Below are 17043 nucleotides of genomic sequence, written 5' to 3' on the forward strand. Positions count from 1 at the left end.
GTTTTACACTCTCGCAACGGATGAGGTTCATGGACGGCGTCACGATCGTTAATCACCCGCTGGTGCAGCACAAACTGACGCTGATCCGCGACAAGAACCGCTCGACCAAGGGCTTTCGCGAACTGCTCAACGAAATCGGCATGTTGCTGTGCTACGAGGTGACGCGCGACCTTCCGCTCACCGATGTCGAGATCGAAACGCCGATCATGAAGATGACCGGCAAGGAAATCGCCGGCAAGAAGCTGGTCTTCGCACCGATCCTTCGTGCAGGCCTCTCTTTCGTCGAAGGTATGATCGGCCTCGTTCCTTCAGCGCGTATCGCGCATATCGGCCTGTACCGAGATCCCGAAACATTTGTGGCCGTGGAATACTTCTTCAAGGCGCCGACCAATCTCGACGAGCGCCTCGTCATCGTGATCGATCCGATGCTGGCCACGGCAAACACCGCGGTGGCTGCCATCGATCGCATCAAGGAGCGCGGCGCCAAGGATATCCGCTTCGTCTGCCTGCTGGCCGCCCCCGAAGGCATTGAACGTCTGCGCGGCTATCATCCGGACGTTCCGATCTGGACCGCGGCGATCGATGACCGGCTGAACGATCACGCCTATATCGAGCCGGGTCTTGGTGACGCCGGTGACCGTGCTTACGGCACCAGGTAGTGAGGTGCACCCACACGCGGGCGCCTCCTACCACGCAACACTTCCTTGGACTGTGGCTCAGTTGATCATCAGCAGCCAGGGCATTACGACCAGCAGCAAGCCGGCGAAATAGATCAACCCGAAGATCAGGCCGAACTTCCAGAAGTCGGCCTTGCCTATGTAGCCGCTGCCAAAATACATCGGTGCCGGTCCGGTGGCATAGGGCGAGATCACGCCCATCAGGCCAAGCGAATAGATACAGAGCAGTGTCAGAGTCGACATCGGGATTCCGGGAATGCTCGACCCCACCGCCAGCACGACAGGCAGCATCGCCGCCGCGTGCGCCGTAATGCTCGAGAAAAAATAGTGGATCCAGAAGAAGATCGAGACCAGCAGGATCATCGCAATGGTCGGGCTGAATGTGGCGAGTGGAGCCGCCAGGCCGGCGGCAGCCCATTTGATGAAGCCGATGTCGTTGAGGCCGGATGACAACGTCAGCAGCGATGTGAAGTAGAAAAACACCTCCCACGCGGCCTTCTCGGCGATGATGTCGGAAAACGTGATGACGCCGGTGACGAGCATCAGCGAGATCACAACGAACACCACCATGGTCGCATTGATGAAGTTCGAACCGAGGCCAGGCAGCGAGATGTCGGGATTGGATCCGGTGATCCACAGGAACATCGCAAGCACGACCAGTCCGGCCATGATCCATTCGCTACGCGACAACGCGCCCATGGATGCGAGCTCACCCGCGCTCCACGCCACGATCTCCGGGCTTTCTTTCACCTCCGGTCGGCAAATTGCGTAGCTCAGCAGTGGCAGAAGCAAAATCAGCGGGACGCCGAGCGGCGCGAAGCCGATGAACCACTGTGACCAGCCGACGTCCACGCTCACGATCTTCTTGGCGATGCTCAGTGCAGCCGCATTGGGCGCAAGCGCGGTGAGGAACATCGAGCTCGTGACTGCAGTCGCCGCGAATGCGGTCCACATCACATAGGTTCCGATCCTGCCGGCTGTCGGACCCGGCTCCGATCCGTAGATCTTCGGGATGTTGCTGACAATCGGATAGACCGTGCCGCCGCTGCGCGCGGTGTTCGATGGCGTCGCCGGCGCGAGAACGAGATCGGACAGCGCAACGGCGTAACCCAGTCCCACCGTGTTGCGCCCGAGGCCGCGAACCAGCAGCAAGGCCAGACGCCTGCCAAGGCCGCTCTTGCGATAGCCGATGGAGAATACGAAGGCGCCGACGATCAGCCACACCGTGCTTTCGGAGAATCCGCTCAACATCCAGCGCAGCGACTTGTTAGGATCGTGTTCGACATATCCCATCACGCCCGCAAAGGTCAGACCGATCAGACCGACCGCGCCAACGGGCATGGATTCCAGGATCAGGCCGGTAATCACCGCAGCGAAAACCGCAAAATAATGCCACTGATTGGCGACAAGCCCTGTCGGAATCGGGATGACGTACAGCACCAGCCAGACAGCGAGAGGTGCAATCTTCTTCCAGCTCAGCGACACAGCTTCTCCCCCGGCGAACCGAGCCGCCGTACCTGCGACAATACGTCCGGCAACGTAACACCAGTTGTTGCCCGGCGAGCAACCGCCAACGCGATCTGGGCCGCATGTATCACCATCTTAGAGCGCGCCTCTCTTTCCTTTCGCATCCGCAACAAACGTCGCGCTGTCATGCAGCCGGGTCACGCGCGGCGTTGCGCCGGCAGCCCCGAACGCGACATGGAGCGGCAGGAAATGCTCGTCTATCGGATGGTTTTCTTCACCGCATGGGGAGCAAGCCGACGACTGATTATGAGTGAAGCTGCCACTGCCGATTACCAGCACATTGCGTGCGCGTAGCTCGGCCTGTGGGCGCACAGTCAGGCAACGCTCTCAGGCTGGATCAGCCGCCGCCCACGCTTGGCGGCATCCATGGCGTCTATTTTTGCCAAACCGCCCTGGCAACCGCCCCAAGATTTCAGCGCGCCGAACTGACGCGCTTCTCCTCGCCGCTATGCGACGGCACGGATTGGCTGTCGACCACGGCACGCCCCTGTGTGATCAGCCGCGCGCCGCGCTGATCCAGCGTGTGGATCCACAGCCAGTTGATCGCAACCGCAAGACGATTGCGCAGCCCGATCAGGAAGTAGATATGGGCGATACCCCAGATCCACCACGCCAGCGCCCCGCGCAGCCTGACGCGACCGAAGTCGATCACGGCCAGCTTCTTGCCGATCTGCGCGAGACTGCCGTCATGCGAATAGCGAAACGGTGCGGGCGTCTCACCACGTAAACGTTGCTTGATTGCTGACGCGACATAGCGCCCTTCCTGCTTTGCTGCCGGGGCAATGCCAGGTACCGGCTTGCCATCGGGGGCAGCAATGGTCACGGTGTCACCGACAGCAAATATCTCGGGATGACCCGGCACTGTGAGATCCGGATTAACCTGCAGACGCCCGGCGCGATCAGCGGCAACGCCCAACCATTCGGCAGCCGGCGACGCGCGCACGCCTGCCGCCCAGATGATCGTCCTGGCGCCGAGTGCCTTGTCGCCGTAGACAACGCCATCGATATTGCAATCCGACACCGCATGTCCGAGCGCGACTTCGACGCCGAGCTTCTCCAGCGAACGCTGCGCATAGGCCGACAGGTCCTCCGGAAATCCAGCGAGCACGCGTGTCCCCGCCTCGATCAGCACCACGCGCGTCTTGCGCGTATCGATATTGCGAAAATCTTCCGGCAGCGTCACCCGCGCGAGCTCCGCGATGGTGCCGGCGAGTTCGACACCCGTCGGCCCGGCGCCGATGATCACGAAGGTCAGCAATGCCGCGCGCTTGACGGGATCGCTCTCGCGTTCGGCAAGCTCAAAGGCCGTGAGAATACGGCGGCGCAGCGTGGTCGCATCTTCCAGCGTCTTGAGGCCCGGCGCGAACGGCTCCCATTCATCATGGCCGAAATAGGCGTGGCCGGCACCCGTGGCGAGCACCAGCGTGTCATAGGGCAGCGTCTGCCCGTCATCGAGCAGCACCCGGCGCGCCGCCGCATCCACGCCGGTCACGGTGCCGAGCAGTGTCGTCACATCCTTGCGTCCACGCAACAGATAGCGGATCGGCCAGGCGATCTCCGACGTCGCCAGCGATGCGGTCGCGACCTGATACAGCAGCGGCTGAAACAGGTGATGATTGCGGCTATCGACAATGGTAATGCTGACATCGGCGCCGGTCAGCCGATACACCGTCTCCAGCCCGCCGAAGCCGGCACCGACAACGACCACCCGATGAGGCGTTGTCGTTCTGATCGATGCCTTGCCGTCGATTGTCACGATATTCGTCATGGTGAACAGGCTCCCTGCCTGCATCCTGATAGCTATGCCCGTCGTCCGAACAATCAAGCAACAATCGGGCGCGCCAAGCCGGTTGTTGAGCGGTTCCAGATTGATCAGCCCGCGTTGGCGTCAGTGTGCCCTGCGCGGTCAGGACCGATCCAATAAGTAAGCCAAATGCCGGGCATAAGCATTGCTTGGTTCGTGATTCCGATCCTCCGAGGCACCTTCAATCCGCTCAGCGCCTGTTGAGCGCCGAGACCGTCGCCCGCGCCGCCTCCGCCTGCTATGCTGGCCGCATGAGCTCACGCGACTCTGCCTCCTCCGAGGTCACGCCAGAACTGCTGCTGCGCGCCTATGCCTGCGGCATCTTCCCGATGTCGGAAAGCGCCGACGATCCCGGCCTGTTCTGGGTCGAGCCCGAGATGCGCGGCGTCATTCCGCTGGATGGGTTTCGCATCAGCTCGCGCCTCGCCCGCACCGTGCGCTCCGACGTTTTCATCGTGACCGTCAACACCGCCTTCAAGCGCGTGATGGCCGAATGTGCCGCGCCAAAGCCGGGCCGCGAGGACACCTGGATCAACACGCGTATCCGCGATCTCTATGGCGAGCTCCACGAGATGGGCCACGCGCACAGCGTCGAAGTCTGGCAGGACGACACGCTGGCCGGTGGCCTGTATGGCGTCTCGCTCGGCCGTGCCTTCTTCGGCGAGAGCATGTTTCATCATGCGCGCGACGCCTCGAAGGTGGCGCTGGTGCATCTGGTCGCCCGGCTGATCGCCGGCGATTTCAAGCTGCTCGACACCCAATATGTCACCGATCACCTGCTGAGCTTCGGCGCACAGGAAGTGCCGCGGGCCCGCTATCGCAAGCTGCTCGACGCGTCGCTCGACGGCATTGCGGAATTTGACAGACTGCCGATGGATTTCCCGCTCAAGGGCGCGACGGTGCTGGACATCATCGCGGGACGGAACGACGCCTCTTAAAGCGCGCCGTAGTGCTTACTGCCGGAACGCGGGGAAGCCCGGCGGTGGCTGCGATGGCTGCTGCTGGGCGCGGGGCTGCTGTTTCGGCGGCGCGCGCTTCTGGGCCGGCGGCGGCGCACGCGGTGCTTCGGGCTGTGTCGTCGCAACCGTGGCTTCCGGCTGCTTACAGTCGGTCAGCCAGATATCGTAGATCGGGTGCTCGACGCCGTGCAGGCCCGGACTGGCCGCAAACATCCAGCCGGAGAAGATCCGCTTCACTTCGCCCTGCAGGGTGATTTCGTCGACCTCGACGAAAGCGTCGGTATTCGCCGCCTCGGTCGCTGGACGCGTGTAGCAGGCATCGGTCTTCACGCGGAGCGCGCCGAACTGCACGGTCTCGCCGATATCGGCGTCGAAATTGATGATGCGGCCGGTGATCTTGTCGAGGCCCGAGAAGCTGGCCTTCTTGTTGACGATCTTCTGCGCCGGCGGCTCGGTGACGACTTCATCGCCGGGCTGCAGCGTGGCAGGCGTCGGCGGCGCCACCTTCGGCGGCTGACGGCCACCGGGAGTGGCGGCAGGCGGCGCGTTGGCGACGCCGGGCTGTTGCTGCCCTGGCGCGGCCGGCTGCTGGGCCTGTCCCTGCCCGGGCGGGTTCTGCGGAACGATAGTGGTGTTGCTGCCGGGCGGCGGCGCAAGCGGCTGCGACTGCACGGCCCCAGGCGGTGGTGCGCCCATGCCGGGACGCGTCGGCAACAGGCGGCCCTGCGGCAGTTCCGGCACCTCTTCCTCGTCGTCCATGGGCGGCGGGGGTTGCTGGCCACGCGGCACGGCCCCCGGCGGGCGCGGCGGCGTGTCGCCGAATAGCGGACCGAACTGCGCTTGCACAGGTGCAGGCGACAGTGAGGTGGCGGCCAGAAGGGCCGCAAATCCGGCAATGGTCAGGGTTCGCAACATGCGGCGCGGCTCAATCGAGAATCAGGCTCGCGACATTGTAGGAGAATGGCCGCGTAATCGCCTCCGGTTAACACGCCGAATGCGGCGACGAAAGGGCACCCTGCTCCCCATACCGCCCGGCTGGTCAGGTCATTCTCCCCGTGAAATAGTCCACATCAGGCAGGCGCGCGATACGCGACCAGCCATCAATCCGGAACAAACCGGAGCATGGGGAGAACGTTCAAGATGACTGACGGAATTCGTCTGGACGGCAGGGTAGCCGTGGTCACCGGCGCGGCGGGGGTGATCGGCACCGAGACCATCAAGCTGCTGGCGGCGCGCGGCGCCAAAATCGTCGCCGTGGACCGTGATGCCGGCGCCTTGCAACGCGCGGTCGCAGAACTCCCCGCCTCCGCCGAAGCGCTCGCACTCACCGCCGACGTGACGAGCGAGGAAGACGTCATCGGCTATGTCGCCGCCACGGTGAAACGCTTCGGCACCATCGACATTTTCTACAACAATGCCGGCATCGAGGGCACGATCACGCCCATCGTGAAGATGTCGCTCGCCGACTTCCGGCGGGTGCTCGACGTCAATGTGGTCGGCGTCTTTCTCGGCATGAAGCACGTGCTGCCAGTGATGCTGAAGGCCAACACGGGCTCGATCATCAACACAGCGTCCATCGCCGGCGTCATCGGCTCGGCCGAAGTCGCGGTCTACAGCGCCAGCAAACACGCGGTGATCGGCCTCACCAAGAGCGCGGCGCAGGAATGCACCGGCACCAATGTGCGCGTGAACTGCGTCTGTCCCGGCCTGATCGACAGCCGCATGCTGAGTGCGATTGTGGACGCACGCGTCGGCCGCGGAGCGCCTGCCCCTGTGGACAAGGTCGTCGATCGCGTGCCGCAGCGCCGGCTCGGCCTCGCCCGGGAAGTCGCGCCGATCGTGGCCTTCCTAGCCTCCGACGATGCGAGCTACGTCACCGGCTCCGCTTACACCGTCGATGGCGGCCGCACCTCCGCCTAAACGTCCAAAAACCAAGAGCAGATCACATGCCCGTTGTCCTCGATCCCGATGCCGCCGCCGTCCTCAACGTCTTCCGCGATGCCGGCCGTCCGCCCTATGAGACGATCTCGCCGCAGGAAGCGCGCGAGTGGTATTTGAAGGCGCGCCCGGTCGCCAATCCCGAACCGCCGGAACTGGCGTCGGTGACATCCATGACGGTGCCCGGCCCGGCCGGCACTATTCCCGTGCGCCTCTACACACCAAAGACCCTGCGGAAAAAGGACGGCATGTCGCCGTGCCTGGTGTTCTTCCACGGCGGCGGCTGGGTGATCGGCGATCTCGATAGCCACGACGTGGTGTGTCGCATTCTCGCGCATGAAGGCGAGATGATCGTGATCTCGGTCGACTATCGCCTCGCGCCGGAGAACAAGTTTCCCGCAGCCATCGACGACGCCATCGCTGCGACGCGCTGGATTTCCGACAATGCCGTGCAGCTCAATGTGGATGCGAAGCAGATCAGCGTCGGCGGCGACAGCGCCGGCGGCAATCTCGCCGCCATCGTCGCCATCGATGCGCGCGACAACGGCGGGCCAAAGCTCGCCGGCCAGTTGCTGATCTATCCCGCCACCGACTTCCGCATGACCCATCCCTCGCACAGCGAACCGGAGACGAGTTGCCTGTTGACGCACAACGTCATCCGCTGGTTCGCCGATCACTATCTCACGGGCAAGGCCGACGTCGACAACTGGCGCGCCTCGCCTGCCCGCATGGACAAGCTTGCGGGCCTGCCGCCAGCCTATGTGCTGACCGCCGGCGCCGATCCGCTGCGCGACGAAGGCGATGAATATGCCAGACGCCTGTCAGATGCCGGCGTGGCCGTGGCCTACAAAACCTATCCCGGGCAATTCCACGGCTTCATCACCATGGGCAAGATCCTGCCGAAGGCGAACACCGCGCTCCATGAGATGGGGGAATGGCTGAAAGGGTTGGGCTAGCGCGCTGGCGGCGCCCCGGGAGCAATCGCGATGAAGAAGCCGGAGAAGATCGCACCCGGCGGTCCGGTCAGGGGCCGTTGCCTGTGCGGCACGGTTCAGTTCGAAATCGATTTTCCGGCGCGCTGGGCGTGGCACGATCATTCCCGCGCAACACGTCAGGCGCATGGCGCCGCCTACGCCACCTATGTCGGCAGCTGGCGCAAGCGTTTCCGCGTCACCGCAGGCGAAGCGGAGATCACACGCTTCGAAGACAAGACGTCGGGAACCGCGCGAAGCTTCTGCGCCCGATGCGGCACGCCGGTGTTTTACGAGCGCGCCCGCTCGCCGCACATGGTCAACATTCCCCGCGCGCTGTTCGGCAGCCGCACCGGCCGACAGCCGCTTTATCATATCGGCATCGAAGAGTTGCAGGAGTGGACCTACACGGGCGAGCCGCTGGTTCCGCTCAAGGGCTTTCCGGGCGTCGTCTGGGAGCGTCCGGGAAGAAAGAAGAAACGGACTCCAAACGACGAACCGTTCTAGGTTTTCAGTTTCCTGCGCTGCTGGACGGCTTGCTGCCGCAACGGAGCATGAGCCGGTCTCAGCCAGTCCGAATTGCCGAGCGCATGCTTCACGCAGTCATGGATGTGGGTGTGCAGCAGTTTTCGCGCCTTCGCGGAATCCCGTGCCAGCGCGGCGTTCATCAGCTCGCGATGCTCGACCGCGGCCACCTCGCCGCGAAACACCACTGCCAGCATCTGGTAGCGCAGATATTTGTCGTAGGCCGCGGACAACGCATCGAGCAGCACCTGCGATCCGCAAGCCGCGATCAGCGCGCGGTGAAATTGCCAGTCGCACTGCTTCCAGGCCTCGGTCTTCGACTTGTCGCCAGCCAGCATCGCCTTTTCCATGGCGGACAGCTTGTGATGAGCCGAGACCACCAGCGCTTCCCAATCGAGATCGCCTGATTTGAAAGACTGCTCGATGGCATGGCCCTCCAGCAGTTCGCGCAATTCGGCGATCTGCTGGAATTCGGTTGCCGAGATCGACGTAACCTCGAAGCCGCGCTGGCCTTCGGCGACGACGAAGCCTTCCGAGCACAACCGGTTCAGTGTCTCGCGCAGCGTCGAGACGCTGGTGCCATAAGCGACGCTCATCTTCTCCAGCTTCAGCTTCTGGCCGGGCTCGAGATTGCCGAAAATCACGTCGTTGCGGATACGCCGATAGGCGCTGTCGCCGACGGTCTCTCCGGCGCGGTCCGCAATGGGGGTATCCAGCATAAAAGGTCCTGGTGACGAGGAATGGTCGCGCTGCGCCACCATACATCACCCCGCGCCTCAGACACAAATCATCATAGATAATGTAAAATATCGGTTGATTTTTGTTTTGTCGTAGATGACGGTGACGCCAAGAAGTAAAAATACCATCCAAGGGAGCTTCAACATGTCCGTACACCCGAAGTCCGCCGTCTGGCTTGCCGCTATCGCCGCCACCCTCGCCATCGCAGGCGGCCCTGCGTCCGCGCAGGTGCAGGAGCGCACGATCCGCTGGGGTCATCTCAACAACACCGATCATCCCGTCAGCAAGGGCGTGCAGAAGTTCACCGAACTCGTCGCGGCCAAGAGCGGTGGCAAGATGAAGGTGCGCGAATATCCCGCCAACCAGCTTGGCTCGGAGATGCAGCAGCAATCCGCACTGCGCGCCGGCACGCAGGAGATGCAGTCGCCGGCCACGACCTCGCTGGTCGGCATCGTCAAGGATTACGGGCTGATCGATTTCCCGTTCATCGTCTCGACGCCGAAGCAGGCCGACGCGCTGCTCGACGGCCCGCTCGGCTCGGCCCTGCTTGCCAAGCTGCCGGAGAAGGGTCTGATCGGTCTCGGCTATTGGGATCTCGGCTTCCGCAACGTCACCAACAGCCGCCGCCCGATCACCAAGGGCGAAGACCTCGACGGCATCAAGATCCGCGTGATCCCAAACCCGGTCTATCTCGAGACCTTCAAGGCGTTCAACGCCAATCCCGTGCCGATGAGCTTCTCCGAGCTCTACACCGCGCTGGAAACACGCACGGTGGACGGCCAGGAAAATCCGTTCTCGGTGATCCTGTCGAACAAGTTCTATGAGGTGCAGAAATATCTCAGCGTCACCAACCACACCTATTCGACCAACATCATCCTGGTCAGCAAGGTGTTCTGGGACAAGCTCTCCAAGGACGAGCAAAAGATCCTGCAGGATGCTGCCAACGAGGCCCGCGACTATCAGCGCAAGGTCAGCCGCGATGCCGCAGCGGCTTCCATCGGCGAGCTGAAGGCCAAGGGCATGGAGGTCAACGAGATCGCTCCGGCCGAGCTTGCGAAGATGCGCGACAAGACCAAGCCGATCGCGGCAAAATTCTCCGCCGACTACGATCAGGAGATCGTCAAGCTATTCAATAGTGAACTTGAGCGCGTTCACAAGGACTGAGTGAGCCGCGCATCACCAACCGTCACTACGCGGCGACCCCACGCTCACTGCGAAAGCATCCATGCCCGCTTCATCAACTACTGCGACAAGCAGGATCGTCGAAGCCTATTACCGGTCGATCAAGATCGTCATGGCGGTGTTGCTCGCCGCCATGGTCGTCCTCGTCTTCGGCAATGTCGTGCTGCGTTACGTCTTCAACTCCGGCATCGCCATTTCGGAAGAGCTGTCGCGCTGGTTGTTCGTCTGGATGGTGTTTCTTGGCGCCATCGTCGGCCTCCGCGAACACGCCCATCTCGGCGTCGACAGTTTCGTGAAGCTGCTGTCACCCACGGGCCGCAAGATCTGCTACGCGCTCAGTCACATGCTGATGCTCTACGCCTCTGTATTGCTCACCGAAGGCTCGTGGAAACAGACGGTGCTGAACTGGGACACGACAGCGCCCGCCTCCGGTCTCTCCGTCGGCCTGTTCTACGCCGCAGGTCTCGTCTTCGGCGTCGCCTCAATCCCGATCCTGCTGCATGACCTCTATCGCCTGCTCACCGGCCAACTCGCCACATCGGCGCTGATCGCCATCAGTGAATCCGAGGAGCATGTCCCTGCGGCGCCCGCCCCTGCCAACGGGAACGACCGCCGATGACCATCAGCATCTTCACCTTCTCGCTGCTCGGCGCGATGGCCATCGGCATGCCGATCGCGTTCGCCCTGATCATCTGCGGCGTCGCGCTGATGACCTATCTGGATATATTCGACTCCCAGATCATCGCGCAGAACGTCATCAATGGCGTCGATTCCTTCCCGCTGATGGCGGTGCCGTTCTTCATCCTGGCCGGCGAGATCATGAACACCGGTGGCCTCGCCCGCCGCATCCTGAACTTCGCCATCGCCCTTGTCGGCCATCTGCGCGGCGGCCTCGGCTATGTCGCGATCCTGACCTCCTGCATCCTGGCATCGCTGTCCGGGTCGGCCGTCGCCGACGCCGCCGCGCTCGGCGCATTGCTGGTCCCCATGATGGTTGCGGCCGGGCATAACCGCGCCTCCGCAGCCGGCCTCGTCGCCGCCGGCGGCATCATCGCGCCGGTGATCCCGCCTTCGATCGGATTCGTGATCTTCGGCGTTGCCGCCGGCGTTTCCATCTCAAAACTGTTTCTCGCCGGCGTGGTGCCGGGCCTGATGCTCGGTGGCAGCCTGTGCCTTGCTTGGTGGTGGGTTGCACGTAATGAGAACTCGGTGAGTCCGCCGCGCCAGAGCCTGGCGCAGATATTTCGCGCGCTGATCGACGGCTTCTGGGCCTTGATGCTGCCGATGATCATCATCGTCGGCCTCCGCTTCGGCATCTTCACGCCGACCGAGGCGGCCGTCGTTGTTGCGGTCTACTCCTTCATCGTGGCAACGTTCGTCTATCGCGAGCTGACGCTGGCGCAGCTGATGAACATCCTGATCAGTTCAGCCCAGATCACCGCCGTGGTGATGTTCCTGGTCGCGGCGGCGCTCGTGTCATCGTGGCTGATCACGGTGGCCGAAATTTCCGGCCAGATCGTCGAACTGGCCCGCCCCTTCATGGGCAACCAGACACTGCTGATGATCGTGTTGATGATCATCGTCGTCATCGTCGGCACCGCGCTCGACATGACGCCGACCATCCTGATCCTGACGCCCGTGCTGATGCCGATCGTTCGCGAGGCCGGCATCGACCCGGTCTATTTCGGGGTGCTGTTCATCATCAACAACGCGATCGGACTGATCACGCCGCCCGTCGGCGTGGTGCTCAACGTGGTGTGCGGCGTGGCGAAGGTGAGCATGGACGAGATCATGCGCGGCGTCTGGCCATTCATGATCGCGCAACTGGTAGTGCTGGCCTTGCTGACGCTGTTTCCGTCGCTCGTGCTGGTGCCGGCAAAATGGCTTGGTGGCTAGCGGTTGGTGCTAGCAGAAGGAAGCAAGACAATGAGACGCGTGATGATCCTCAACGGTCCCAACCTCAACCTGCTCGGCGTGCGGGAGCCGCATATCTACGGAACCACCACGCTCGACCAGATCAAGGCCAGCTGCGAGGAGCAGGCAGTCAAACTCAAATTGACGCTGGCGTTCCACCAGTCGAACCACGAGGGCATTCTGGTCGACCTCATCCAGTCGGCCCGTCAGGATGCCGACGCCATCATCATCAATCCCGCGGGCTATTCGTTCACCTCGATCGCCATGCTCGACGCGATGAAAGCGTTCGAGGGACCGATCGTGGAGCTGCACATTTCGAACATCCACGCGCGCGACAAGTATCATCGCCATTCGTTGCTCTCGCAAGCTGCCACTGCTGTGATCTGCGGTCTCGGACCGTACGGCTATGTCGCAGCAATGCTGGCGGTCGCGCAGATGCCTACGCGTTGATCGCGCCGGGCCGATGCGGCCTTCATTCGCGGATCAACATGCTCTGGGGCTTGGTGAGTACGTCGGGGTGGAGAATGGCGGCAAGGGTCGCTGCAGGTAGCAAACCTTTTTCCAGCACGAGATCGTAGACGCTGCGGCCGGTCGCATGGGCCTCGACCGCGACGGCGGTCGCATTGGCGTAGCCGATATAGGGATTGAGCGCAGTAACGAGGCCGATCGAATTCTCGACATAGGCACGGAGACGTTCGCGGTTCGCGGTGATACCCGCGACACAACGCTTTTCCAGCGTCAGGCAAGCCTCCCGCATATGGCTGACGCTCTTGAACAGGCTGTGCGCGATGATCGGCTCGAACGCGTTGAGCTGAAGCTGGCCAGCCTCGGCGGCGAACGTCACCGTGAGATCATTGCCGATCACCTCGAACGCAACCTGATTCACGACCTCGGGAATAACCGGGTTTACCTTACCCGGCATGATCGAGGAACCTGCCTGTACCGCCGGCAGATTGATCTCGTTGAAACCGGCGCGCGGGCCGCTCGACAGCAGCCGGAGGTCATTGCAGATCTTGGAAATCTTAACGGCCACCCGCTTGAGCACGCCGGACAACTGCACGAACGCACCGCAATCCTGCGTGGCTTCGATCAGGTTTACGGCGGTGACCAGCGGCATGCCCGTGATGGCGACGAGATGCAGGCAGACCAGACGCGCGTAGTCCGGATGGGACGTGATCCCGGTGCCGATGGCTGTCGCACCCATGTTGATCTCGCAAATCAGCAGTGCTGCCTCGCGCAACCGGTCCTCGTCCTCGCCGATCATGACGCCGTAAGTGCTGAACTCCTGACCGAGCGTCATGGGCACCGCATCCTGCAACTGGGTGCGGCCCATTTTCAGGACATCCTTGAACTCTTCGGCCTTGCGTTCGAAACCCTGGCGCAACACGGCCATCGCATCGATCAGGTGAAACACGCCGTGATAGGTCGCGATCTTCAACGCCGTGGGATACACGTCGTTGGTGCTCTGGCTCATATTGACCTGTTCGTTCGGGTGCAGGTATCCGTAGTCGCCCTTGCCATGACCGAGAATTTCCAGCGCACGATTGGCGATCACCTCGTTCGCATTCATGTTGGTGGAGGTCCCGGCGCCGCCCTGGATGACGTCCACCACGAACTGGTCATGCAGGCGACCGGCGCGAATTTCCTCGCAGGCAGCGATGATCGCATCGCCGCGTAACTTGTCGAGCAGCCCCAGCTCCATATTCGACAGTGCCGCCGCCTGCTTGATCGCGGCGAGCGCGCTGATGAGTTCGGGATAGATGGAAATCGGAATCCCGGTGATCGGAAAATTTTCAACGGCCCTCAGCGTATGAACGCCGTAATAGGCGTCGGCCGGAACATCGCGGTTGCCCAACAGGTCGTGCTCACTGCGCGTGTCGTTGGTCATGTCGGATTTTCCTGAGTTGTCGCCTGTGAACAGACGATTGATCTCGTCAGCCGTCCCCGTCCCCGATCATGCCCAGTAAGCTTTCGAAACCTAACATCTCGAACTCACATGTTACGGCTATATCGTATCCGCCCCAGCCCAGTCGATCGAGTACAATCCGGCGCCGCCCTATAAAGCGGGCTCATCCAGGGCGGCACGCCGGACGTGCTTGCCGGTCTCACTGCAAGAGCTGGCGGCTGGAAACAATGCGAGGCCGCGCGCGCCGCAGAGCGGCCCGCACAACCGGTCGTCCAGAACGGGTGAGTTGTTACGAGCCCGGCGTCCAGGCCTGGTAGTCGCCAGTCGCCTTGGGACGCCGGCCACTGGCCAGAGTCGAACCAGACGGACGATAGGCTGCGGGCGTGCCGGTCAGGTTCGGCTGATGCGGCTTCTGCCATTCGCGCGGCGTATAATTCTCTTCGGTCGGCGGCACGTCCACGGTGTGGTGGATCCAGCCATGCCAGTCCGGCGGGATCTTGGTGGCTTCGGCATAGCCGTTATAAATCACCCAGCGGCGCTCGAAGCCCAGCGTCGGGTCGATCTTGCCGCCCTTGGTACGGTAATATCTGTTGCCCTGCTCGTCGGTGCCGACCAGTTCGCCGAATCGCGACGTCCACAGGTTCGTCCCGAAGGTCGTCCCGCTCCACCACGTGAAGAATTTCAGCAGAAACTGTTTCATATTTTGAACCGTTCGAAGGTTTTCGTCGGCTGTTGATGCCATCCGGGCCGCCAAATGTCCAGTTGCCGCCGCGACCGATCGCCGCCTGCAACTGATCGTGACAAGCCTCGTATGGGCCTCCCCCGAACCCTATCTCCAAAGTACCGGCGGTCGCAGAAACGGCGCAATCCATTCATGCCGCATACAGTTCCGGACCATCATTCTGCCGTTGCGCAATAACCGCGTGGCGGCAGGGAACGGCAGTCCCTTCAGGGGGTTGAACATGCATCCCAGACAGGAGCAAACGATGACGAATTTGAAAATCTTGAGTGTCGCAGCAGCCGTCGCTGTGGCCATCCCCGCCTTCGCGTTGACCCCCAGCTACGCGCAAAACACCAAGGTCGTGGGCGTCGGCCCCGGCGGTGCGCGCACGATCGGCACGTTCTCTGGCGGCGGTCAGCGCTTTGGTGGCGGAGGTGGCGGCTGGCATGGCGGCCAGCGCCCTGGCGGCGGTGGCTGGAATCACGGCGGCGGCTGGCGCGGTGGTGGCTGGCGTGGCGGCGGTTACGGCCCGGGCTTCGCAGCCGGCGCCATTATTGGCAGCGGTCTAGCCGCCAGCAGCTATTACGGGAATTCCTACGGCTATTATGGCGGCAGCCCGTATTACGGCAGCAGCTATTATGACGACGCGCCGGACGTGGTCGAAGTCGCTCCCGACACCGGCGGCGGCGACGTTGACTACTGCATCCGCACCTACAAGTCGTACAATGTCCGCACGGGCACCTATCTCGGTTATGACGGCCTGCGTCACGCCTGCCCGTAACACGACGATCTAAGCGTTACGCAAAAGACGGTGCCTCGCGGCATCGTCTTTTGTCGTTTCTGGTTTGCGCCTGCTGTCTCAAGGTCTAAGAACGTGGGTGCAGCGTACGGGGGACATTCAGGGAACTCGCGCGCAGTGTTGGTAGACATGTGGACCTATCTACCGGTTCGATGGGTCGACGTCGGGTGTGGGCAGGTTCAGTGGACGCGTCAGACAAGCCGAAGATCGCCAGGCTCCATCCCAATGAAGCCGAACGCCTCAAGGCGCTGCGCTCCTACGGCATTCTCGACACCGCCATTGAGCCGTCCTTCGACGACATCACCAAGATCGCCAGCTATGTCTGCCAGACGCCGATCTCGATCATCAGTCTGGTCGATGACGGCCGGCAGTGGTTCAAGTCGGAGATCGGTCTCGGCGTGCGGCAGACGCCGATGGATCAGTCGATCTGCGCTCATGCGATCCTCGAACACAGTTTTCTCGAAGTCGAGGACGTCACCAAGGATCCAAGATTCGACTGCAATCCGCTGGTGACCGGCGAGCCCCATTTGCGCTTCTATGCCGGCGCACTGCTGCGCACACCGGACGGCCTGCCGCTCGGCACCGTCTGCGTGCTCGATGATAAGCCGCGCGTGCTGTCGACCGAACAGCGCGAGGTGCTGGCGGCCCTCGCCCGCCAGGTCATGGCGCAGATGGAATTCCGCCGGGCGCTGCATCTGTCGGATCGGCTTCAGCGCAATATCAGTCGCCTGATGGCGGTGGCAGGCCACGACCTGAAGCAGCCATTGCAGGTCATGATCATGGCGATCGACCGCATCCGCAACAAGCTGACCGACGAGAAGGATCGTGAGCGGCTCGGCTATGCCATCGATGCCGGCATGCGGATGGCGGAAGAGCTCGACCGTCTCGCCGAGACATCTGTGCTGGATGCCGGCTTTGGGATTCCGAACCTGCGATCGTTCCCGATCTCTGACGTGTTCGAGTCGATCAGCGCCAACTGGCGCCTGCATGCCGAAGCCAAGGGCCTCGACCTCGTCATTGTGCCGAGCAAGGCGCAGGTTGTCAGCGATCCCGGCATGCTGCGCGCGATTCTTGGCAATCTCGTCGGCAATGCCATCAAATACACCGAACGCGGTCGCGTGCTGGTCGGCTGTCGCAAGCACGCCAACGCGGTGACCATCGAGGTGCTGGACTCCGGCACGGGCATTCCCGCCGAACAGCTCACCGCGATCTTCGATGCCTTCCACCAGATCAATCCGGCCAGCGAGGGCCTTGGCCTCGGACTATCGATCGTTCGGCGCACGGCCGAAGCGCTCGGCCATGTGATCGAGGTGAAGTCTGACCTCACCCACGGTTCGCATTTCACTGTGAAAGTGCCGTTGGCGGCGAAACCGGCCTAGCGA

17 protein-coding genes are annotated in these 17043 nt (G+C 62.6%); 11 read left to right on the forward strand and 6 right to left on the reverse strand.

Translation table 11 applies throughout. The features are described 5' to 3' along the window. Positions 1-29 precede the first annotated feature (29 nt). The gene (gene upp, locus SFY93_RS19765; protein ID WP_068736713.1) at positions 30-659 is read left to right on the forward strand and encodes a uracil phosphoribosyltransferase; all 630 of its coding nucleotides are present in this window, start codon (positions 30-32) and stop codon (positions 657-659) included. A 57-nt stretch (positions 660-716) separates the two neighbouring features. On the opposite strand, the gene SFY93_RS19770 is transcribed toward upp, so the two are convergent. Both SFY93_RS19770 and SFY93_RS19775 read right to left on the reverse strand, forming a co-directional pair. Beyond that, positions 717-2162, reverse strand: coding sequence for a DASS family sodium-coupled anion symporter (locus SFY93_RS19770; RefSeq protein ID WP_320444285.1), 1446 nt, complete (start codon positions 2160-2162; stop codon positions 717-719). Between the two features lie 454 nt (positions 2163-2616). Beyond that, positions 2617-3972 (reverse strand): NAD(P)/FAD-dependent oxidoreductase, encoded by a 1356-nt coding sequence (locus tag SFY93_RS19775; protein WP_320444286.1) that lies wholly within the window; start codon positions 3970-3972, stop codon positions 2617-2619. A 287-nt stretch (positions 3973-4259) separates the two neighbouring features. Between SFY93_RS19775 and aat the strand changes: the two genes are divergently transcribed. Further along, a complete protein-coding gene (gene aat / locus SFY93_RS19780; RefSeq protein WP_320444287.1) occupies positions 4260-4946 on the forward strand; it encodes a leucyl/phenylalanyl-tRNA--protein transferase in 687 nt (228 codons plus the stop codon). A 15-nt stretch (positions 4947-4961) separates the two neighbouring features. On the opposite strand, the gene SFY93_RS19785 is transcribed toward aat, so the two are convergent. After that, a complete protein-coding gene (locus SFY93_RS19785) occupies positions 4962-5882 on the reverse strand; it encodes a DUF2155 domain-containing protein (RefSeq protein ID WP_320444288.1) in 921 nt (306 codons plus the stop codon). Between the two features lie 225 nt (positions 5883-6107). Here SFY93_RS19785 and SFY93_RS19790 point away from each other — a divergent pair, with 225 nt between their 5' ends. Genes SFY93_RS19790 through SFY93_RS19800 form a run of 3 tightly spaced genes read left to right on the forward strand, consistent with a single transcriptional unit; the run spans position 6108 to position 8383 of the window. Then, positions 6108-6887 carry an SDR family NAD(P)-dependent oxidoreductase gene (locus SFY93_RS19790; protein WP_320444289.1) on the forward strand — a complete coding sequence of 260 codons (780 nt, stop codon included), beginning with the start codon at positions 6108-6110 and terminating at the stop codon, positions 6885-6887. Between the two features lie 26 nt (positions 6888-6913). Next, positions 6914-7861 (forward strand): LipP1 family hormone-sensitive lipase, encoded by a 948-nt coding sequence (locus tag SFY93_RS19795; RefSeq protein WP_320444290.1) that lies wholly within the window; start codon positions 6914-6916, stop codon positions 7859-7861. 30 nt (positions 7862-7891) lie between these two features. After that, complete coding sequence (locus tag SFY93_RS19800; protein ID WP_320444291.1) at positions 7892-8383, forward strand: GFA family protein; 492 nt, start codon at positions 7892-7894, stop codon at positions 8381-8383. Here the strand turns inward: SFY93_RS19800 and SFY93_RS19805 are convergent. Continuing rightward, positions 8380-9120 carry a GntR family transcriptional regulator gene (locus tag SFY93_RS19805; protein ID WP_320444292.1) on the reverse strand — a complete coding sequence of 247 codons (741 nt, stop codon included), beginning with the start codon at positions 9118-9120 and terminating at the stop codon, positions 8380-8382. The genes SFY93_RS19800 and SFY93_RS19805 overlap by 4 nt on opposite strands. A 163-nt stretch (positions 9121-9283) precedes the next feature. On the opposite strand from SFY93_RS19805, the gene SFY93_RS19810 reads away from it, so the two are divergent. The 4 genes from SFY93_RS19810 (at position 9284) to aroQ (ending at position 12685) form a co-directional block, all read left to right on the forward strand. Next, the gene (locus tag SFY93_RS19810; protein ID WP_120289336.1) at positions 9284-10303 is read left to right on the forward strand and encodes a TRAP transporter substrate-binding protein; all 1020 of its coding nucleotides are present in this window, start codon (positions 9284-9286) and stop codon (positions 10301-10303) included. 61 nt (positions 10304-10364) lie between these two features. Next, a complete protein-coding gene (locus SFY93_RS19815; protein WP_320444293.1) occupies positions 10365-10940 on the forward strand; it encodes a TRAP transporter small permease in 576 nt (191 codons plus the stop codon). Then, on the forward strand, positions 10937-12217 hold the full coding sequence (locus SFY93_RS19820; protein WP_320444294.1) for a TRAP transporter large permease subunit: 1281 nt from the start codon (positions 10937-10939) through the stop codon (positions 12215-12217). Before SFY93_RS19815 ends, SFY93_RS19820 begins: the two co-directional genes overlap by 4 nt. Positions 12218-12247: 30 nt before the next feature. After that, the gene (gene aroQ / locus SFY93_RS19825; protein WP_320444295.1) at positions 12248-12685 is read left to right on the forward strand and encodes a type II 3-dehydroquinate dehydratase; all 438 of its coding nucleotides are present in this window, start codon (positions 12248-12250) and stop codon (positions 12683-12685) included. A gap of 22 nt (positions 12686-12707) precedes the next feature. On the opposite strand, the gene aspA is transcribed toward aroQ, so the two are convergent. Next, complete coding sequence (aspA, locus tag SFY93_RS19830; protein ID WP_320444296.1) at positions 12708-14123, reverse strand: aspartate ammonia-lyase; 1416 nt, start codon at positions 14121-14123, stop codon at positions 12708-12710. 307 nt (positions 14124-14430) lie between these two features. Further along, positions 14431-14841, reverse strand: coding sequence for an NADH:ubiquinone oxidoreductase subunit NDUFA12 (locus SFY93_RS19835; protein ID WP_320444297.1), 411 nt, complete (start codon positions 14839-14841; stop codon positions 14431-14433). Positions 14842-15127: 286 nt separating this feature from the next. Between SFY93_RS19835 and SFY93_RS19840 the strand changes: the two genes are divergently transcribed. Next, entirely contained in the window at positions 15128-15643 is a 516-nt protein-coding gene (locus SFY93_RS19840) for a BA14K family protein (protein ID WP_320444298.1), read from the forward strand. A 200-nt stretch (positions 15644-15843) separates the two neighbouring features. Further along, complete coding sequence (locus SFY93_RS19845; RefSeq protein WP_093758377.1) at positions 15844-17040, forward strand: GAF domain-containing sensor histidine kinase; 1197 nt, start codon at positions 15844-15846, stop codon at positions 17038-17040. Positions 17041-17043 lie beyond the last annotated feature (3 nt).

This window comes from Tardiphaga sp. 42S5, from assembly GCF_034044155.1.
Classification (GTDB): domain Bacteria; phylum Pseudomonadota; class Alphaproteobacteria; order Rhizobiales; family Xanthobacteraceae; genus Tardiphaga; species Tardiphaga robiniae.

Bases quoted from the DNA above. Each gene is read 5' to 3' on its own strand.
- upp (WP_068736713.1), top strand. From the start codon at position 30: ATGGACGGCGTCACGATCGTTAATCACCCGCTGGTGCAGCACAAACTG.
- SFY93_RS19775 (WP_320444286.1), bottom strand. From the start codon at position 3,972: ATGACGAATATCGTGACAATCGACGGCAAGGCATCGATCAGAACGACA.
- aat (WP_320444287.1), top strand. From the start codon at position 4,260: ATGAGCTCACGCGACTCTGCCTCCTCCGAGGTCACGCCAGAACTGCTG.
- SFY93_RS19785 (WP_320444288.1), bottom strand. From the start codon at position 5,882: ATGTTGCGAACCCTGACCATTGCCGGATTTGCGGCCCTTCTGGCCGCC.
- SFY93_RS19790 (WP_320444289.1), top strand. From the start codon at position 6,108: ATGACTGACGGAATTCGTCTGGACGGCAGGGTAGCCGTGGTCACCGGC.
- SFY93_RS19795 (WP_320444290.1), top strand. From the start codon at position 6,914: ATGCCCGTTGTCCTCGATCCCGATGCCGCCGCCGTCCTCAACGTCTTC.
- SFY93_RS19800 (WP_320444291.1), top strand. From the start codon at position 7,892: ATGAAGAAGCCGGAGAAGATCGCACCCGGCGGTCCGGTCAGGGGCCGT.
- SFY93_RS19805 (WP_320444292.1), bottom strand. From the start codon at position 9,120: ATGCTGGATACCCCCATTGCGGACCGCGCCGGAGAGACCGTCGGCGAC.
- SFY93_RS19810 (WP_120289336.1), top strand. From the start codon at position 9,284: ATGTCCGTACACCCGAAGTCCGCCGTCTGGCTTGCCGCTATCGCCGCC.
- SFY93_RS19815 (WP_320444293.1), top strand. From the start codon at position 10,365: ATGCCCGCTTCATCAACTACTGCGACAAGCAGGATCGTCGAAGCCTAT.
- SFY93_RS19820 (WP_320444294.1), top strand. From the start codon at position 10,937: ATGACCATCAGCATCTTCACCTTCTCGCTGCTCGGCGCGATGGCCATC.
- aroQ (WP_320444295.1), top strand. From the start codon at position 12,248: ATGAGACGCGTGATGATCCTCAACGGTCCCAACCTCAACCTGCTCGGC.
- aspA (WP_320444296.1), bottom strand. From the start codon at position 14,123: ATGACCAACGACACGCGCAGTGAGCACGACCTGTTGGGCAACCGCGAT.
- SFY93_RS19835 (WP_320444297.1), bottom strand. From the start codon at position 14,841: ATGAAACAGTTTCTGCTGAAATTCTTCACGTGGTGGAGCGGGACGACC.
- SFY93_RS19840 (WP_320444298.1), top strand. From the start codon at position 15,128: ATGACGAATTTGAAAATCTTGAGTGTCGCAGCAGCCGTCGCTGTGGCC.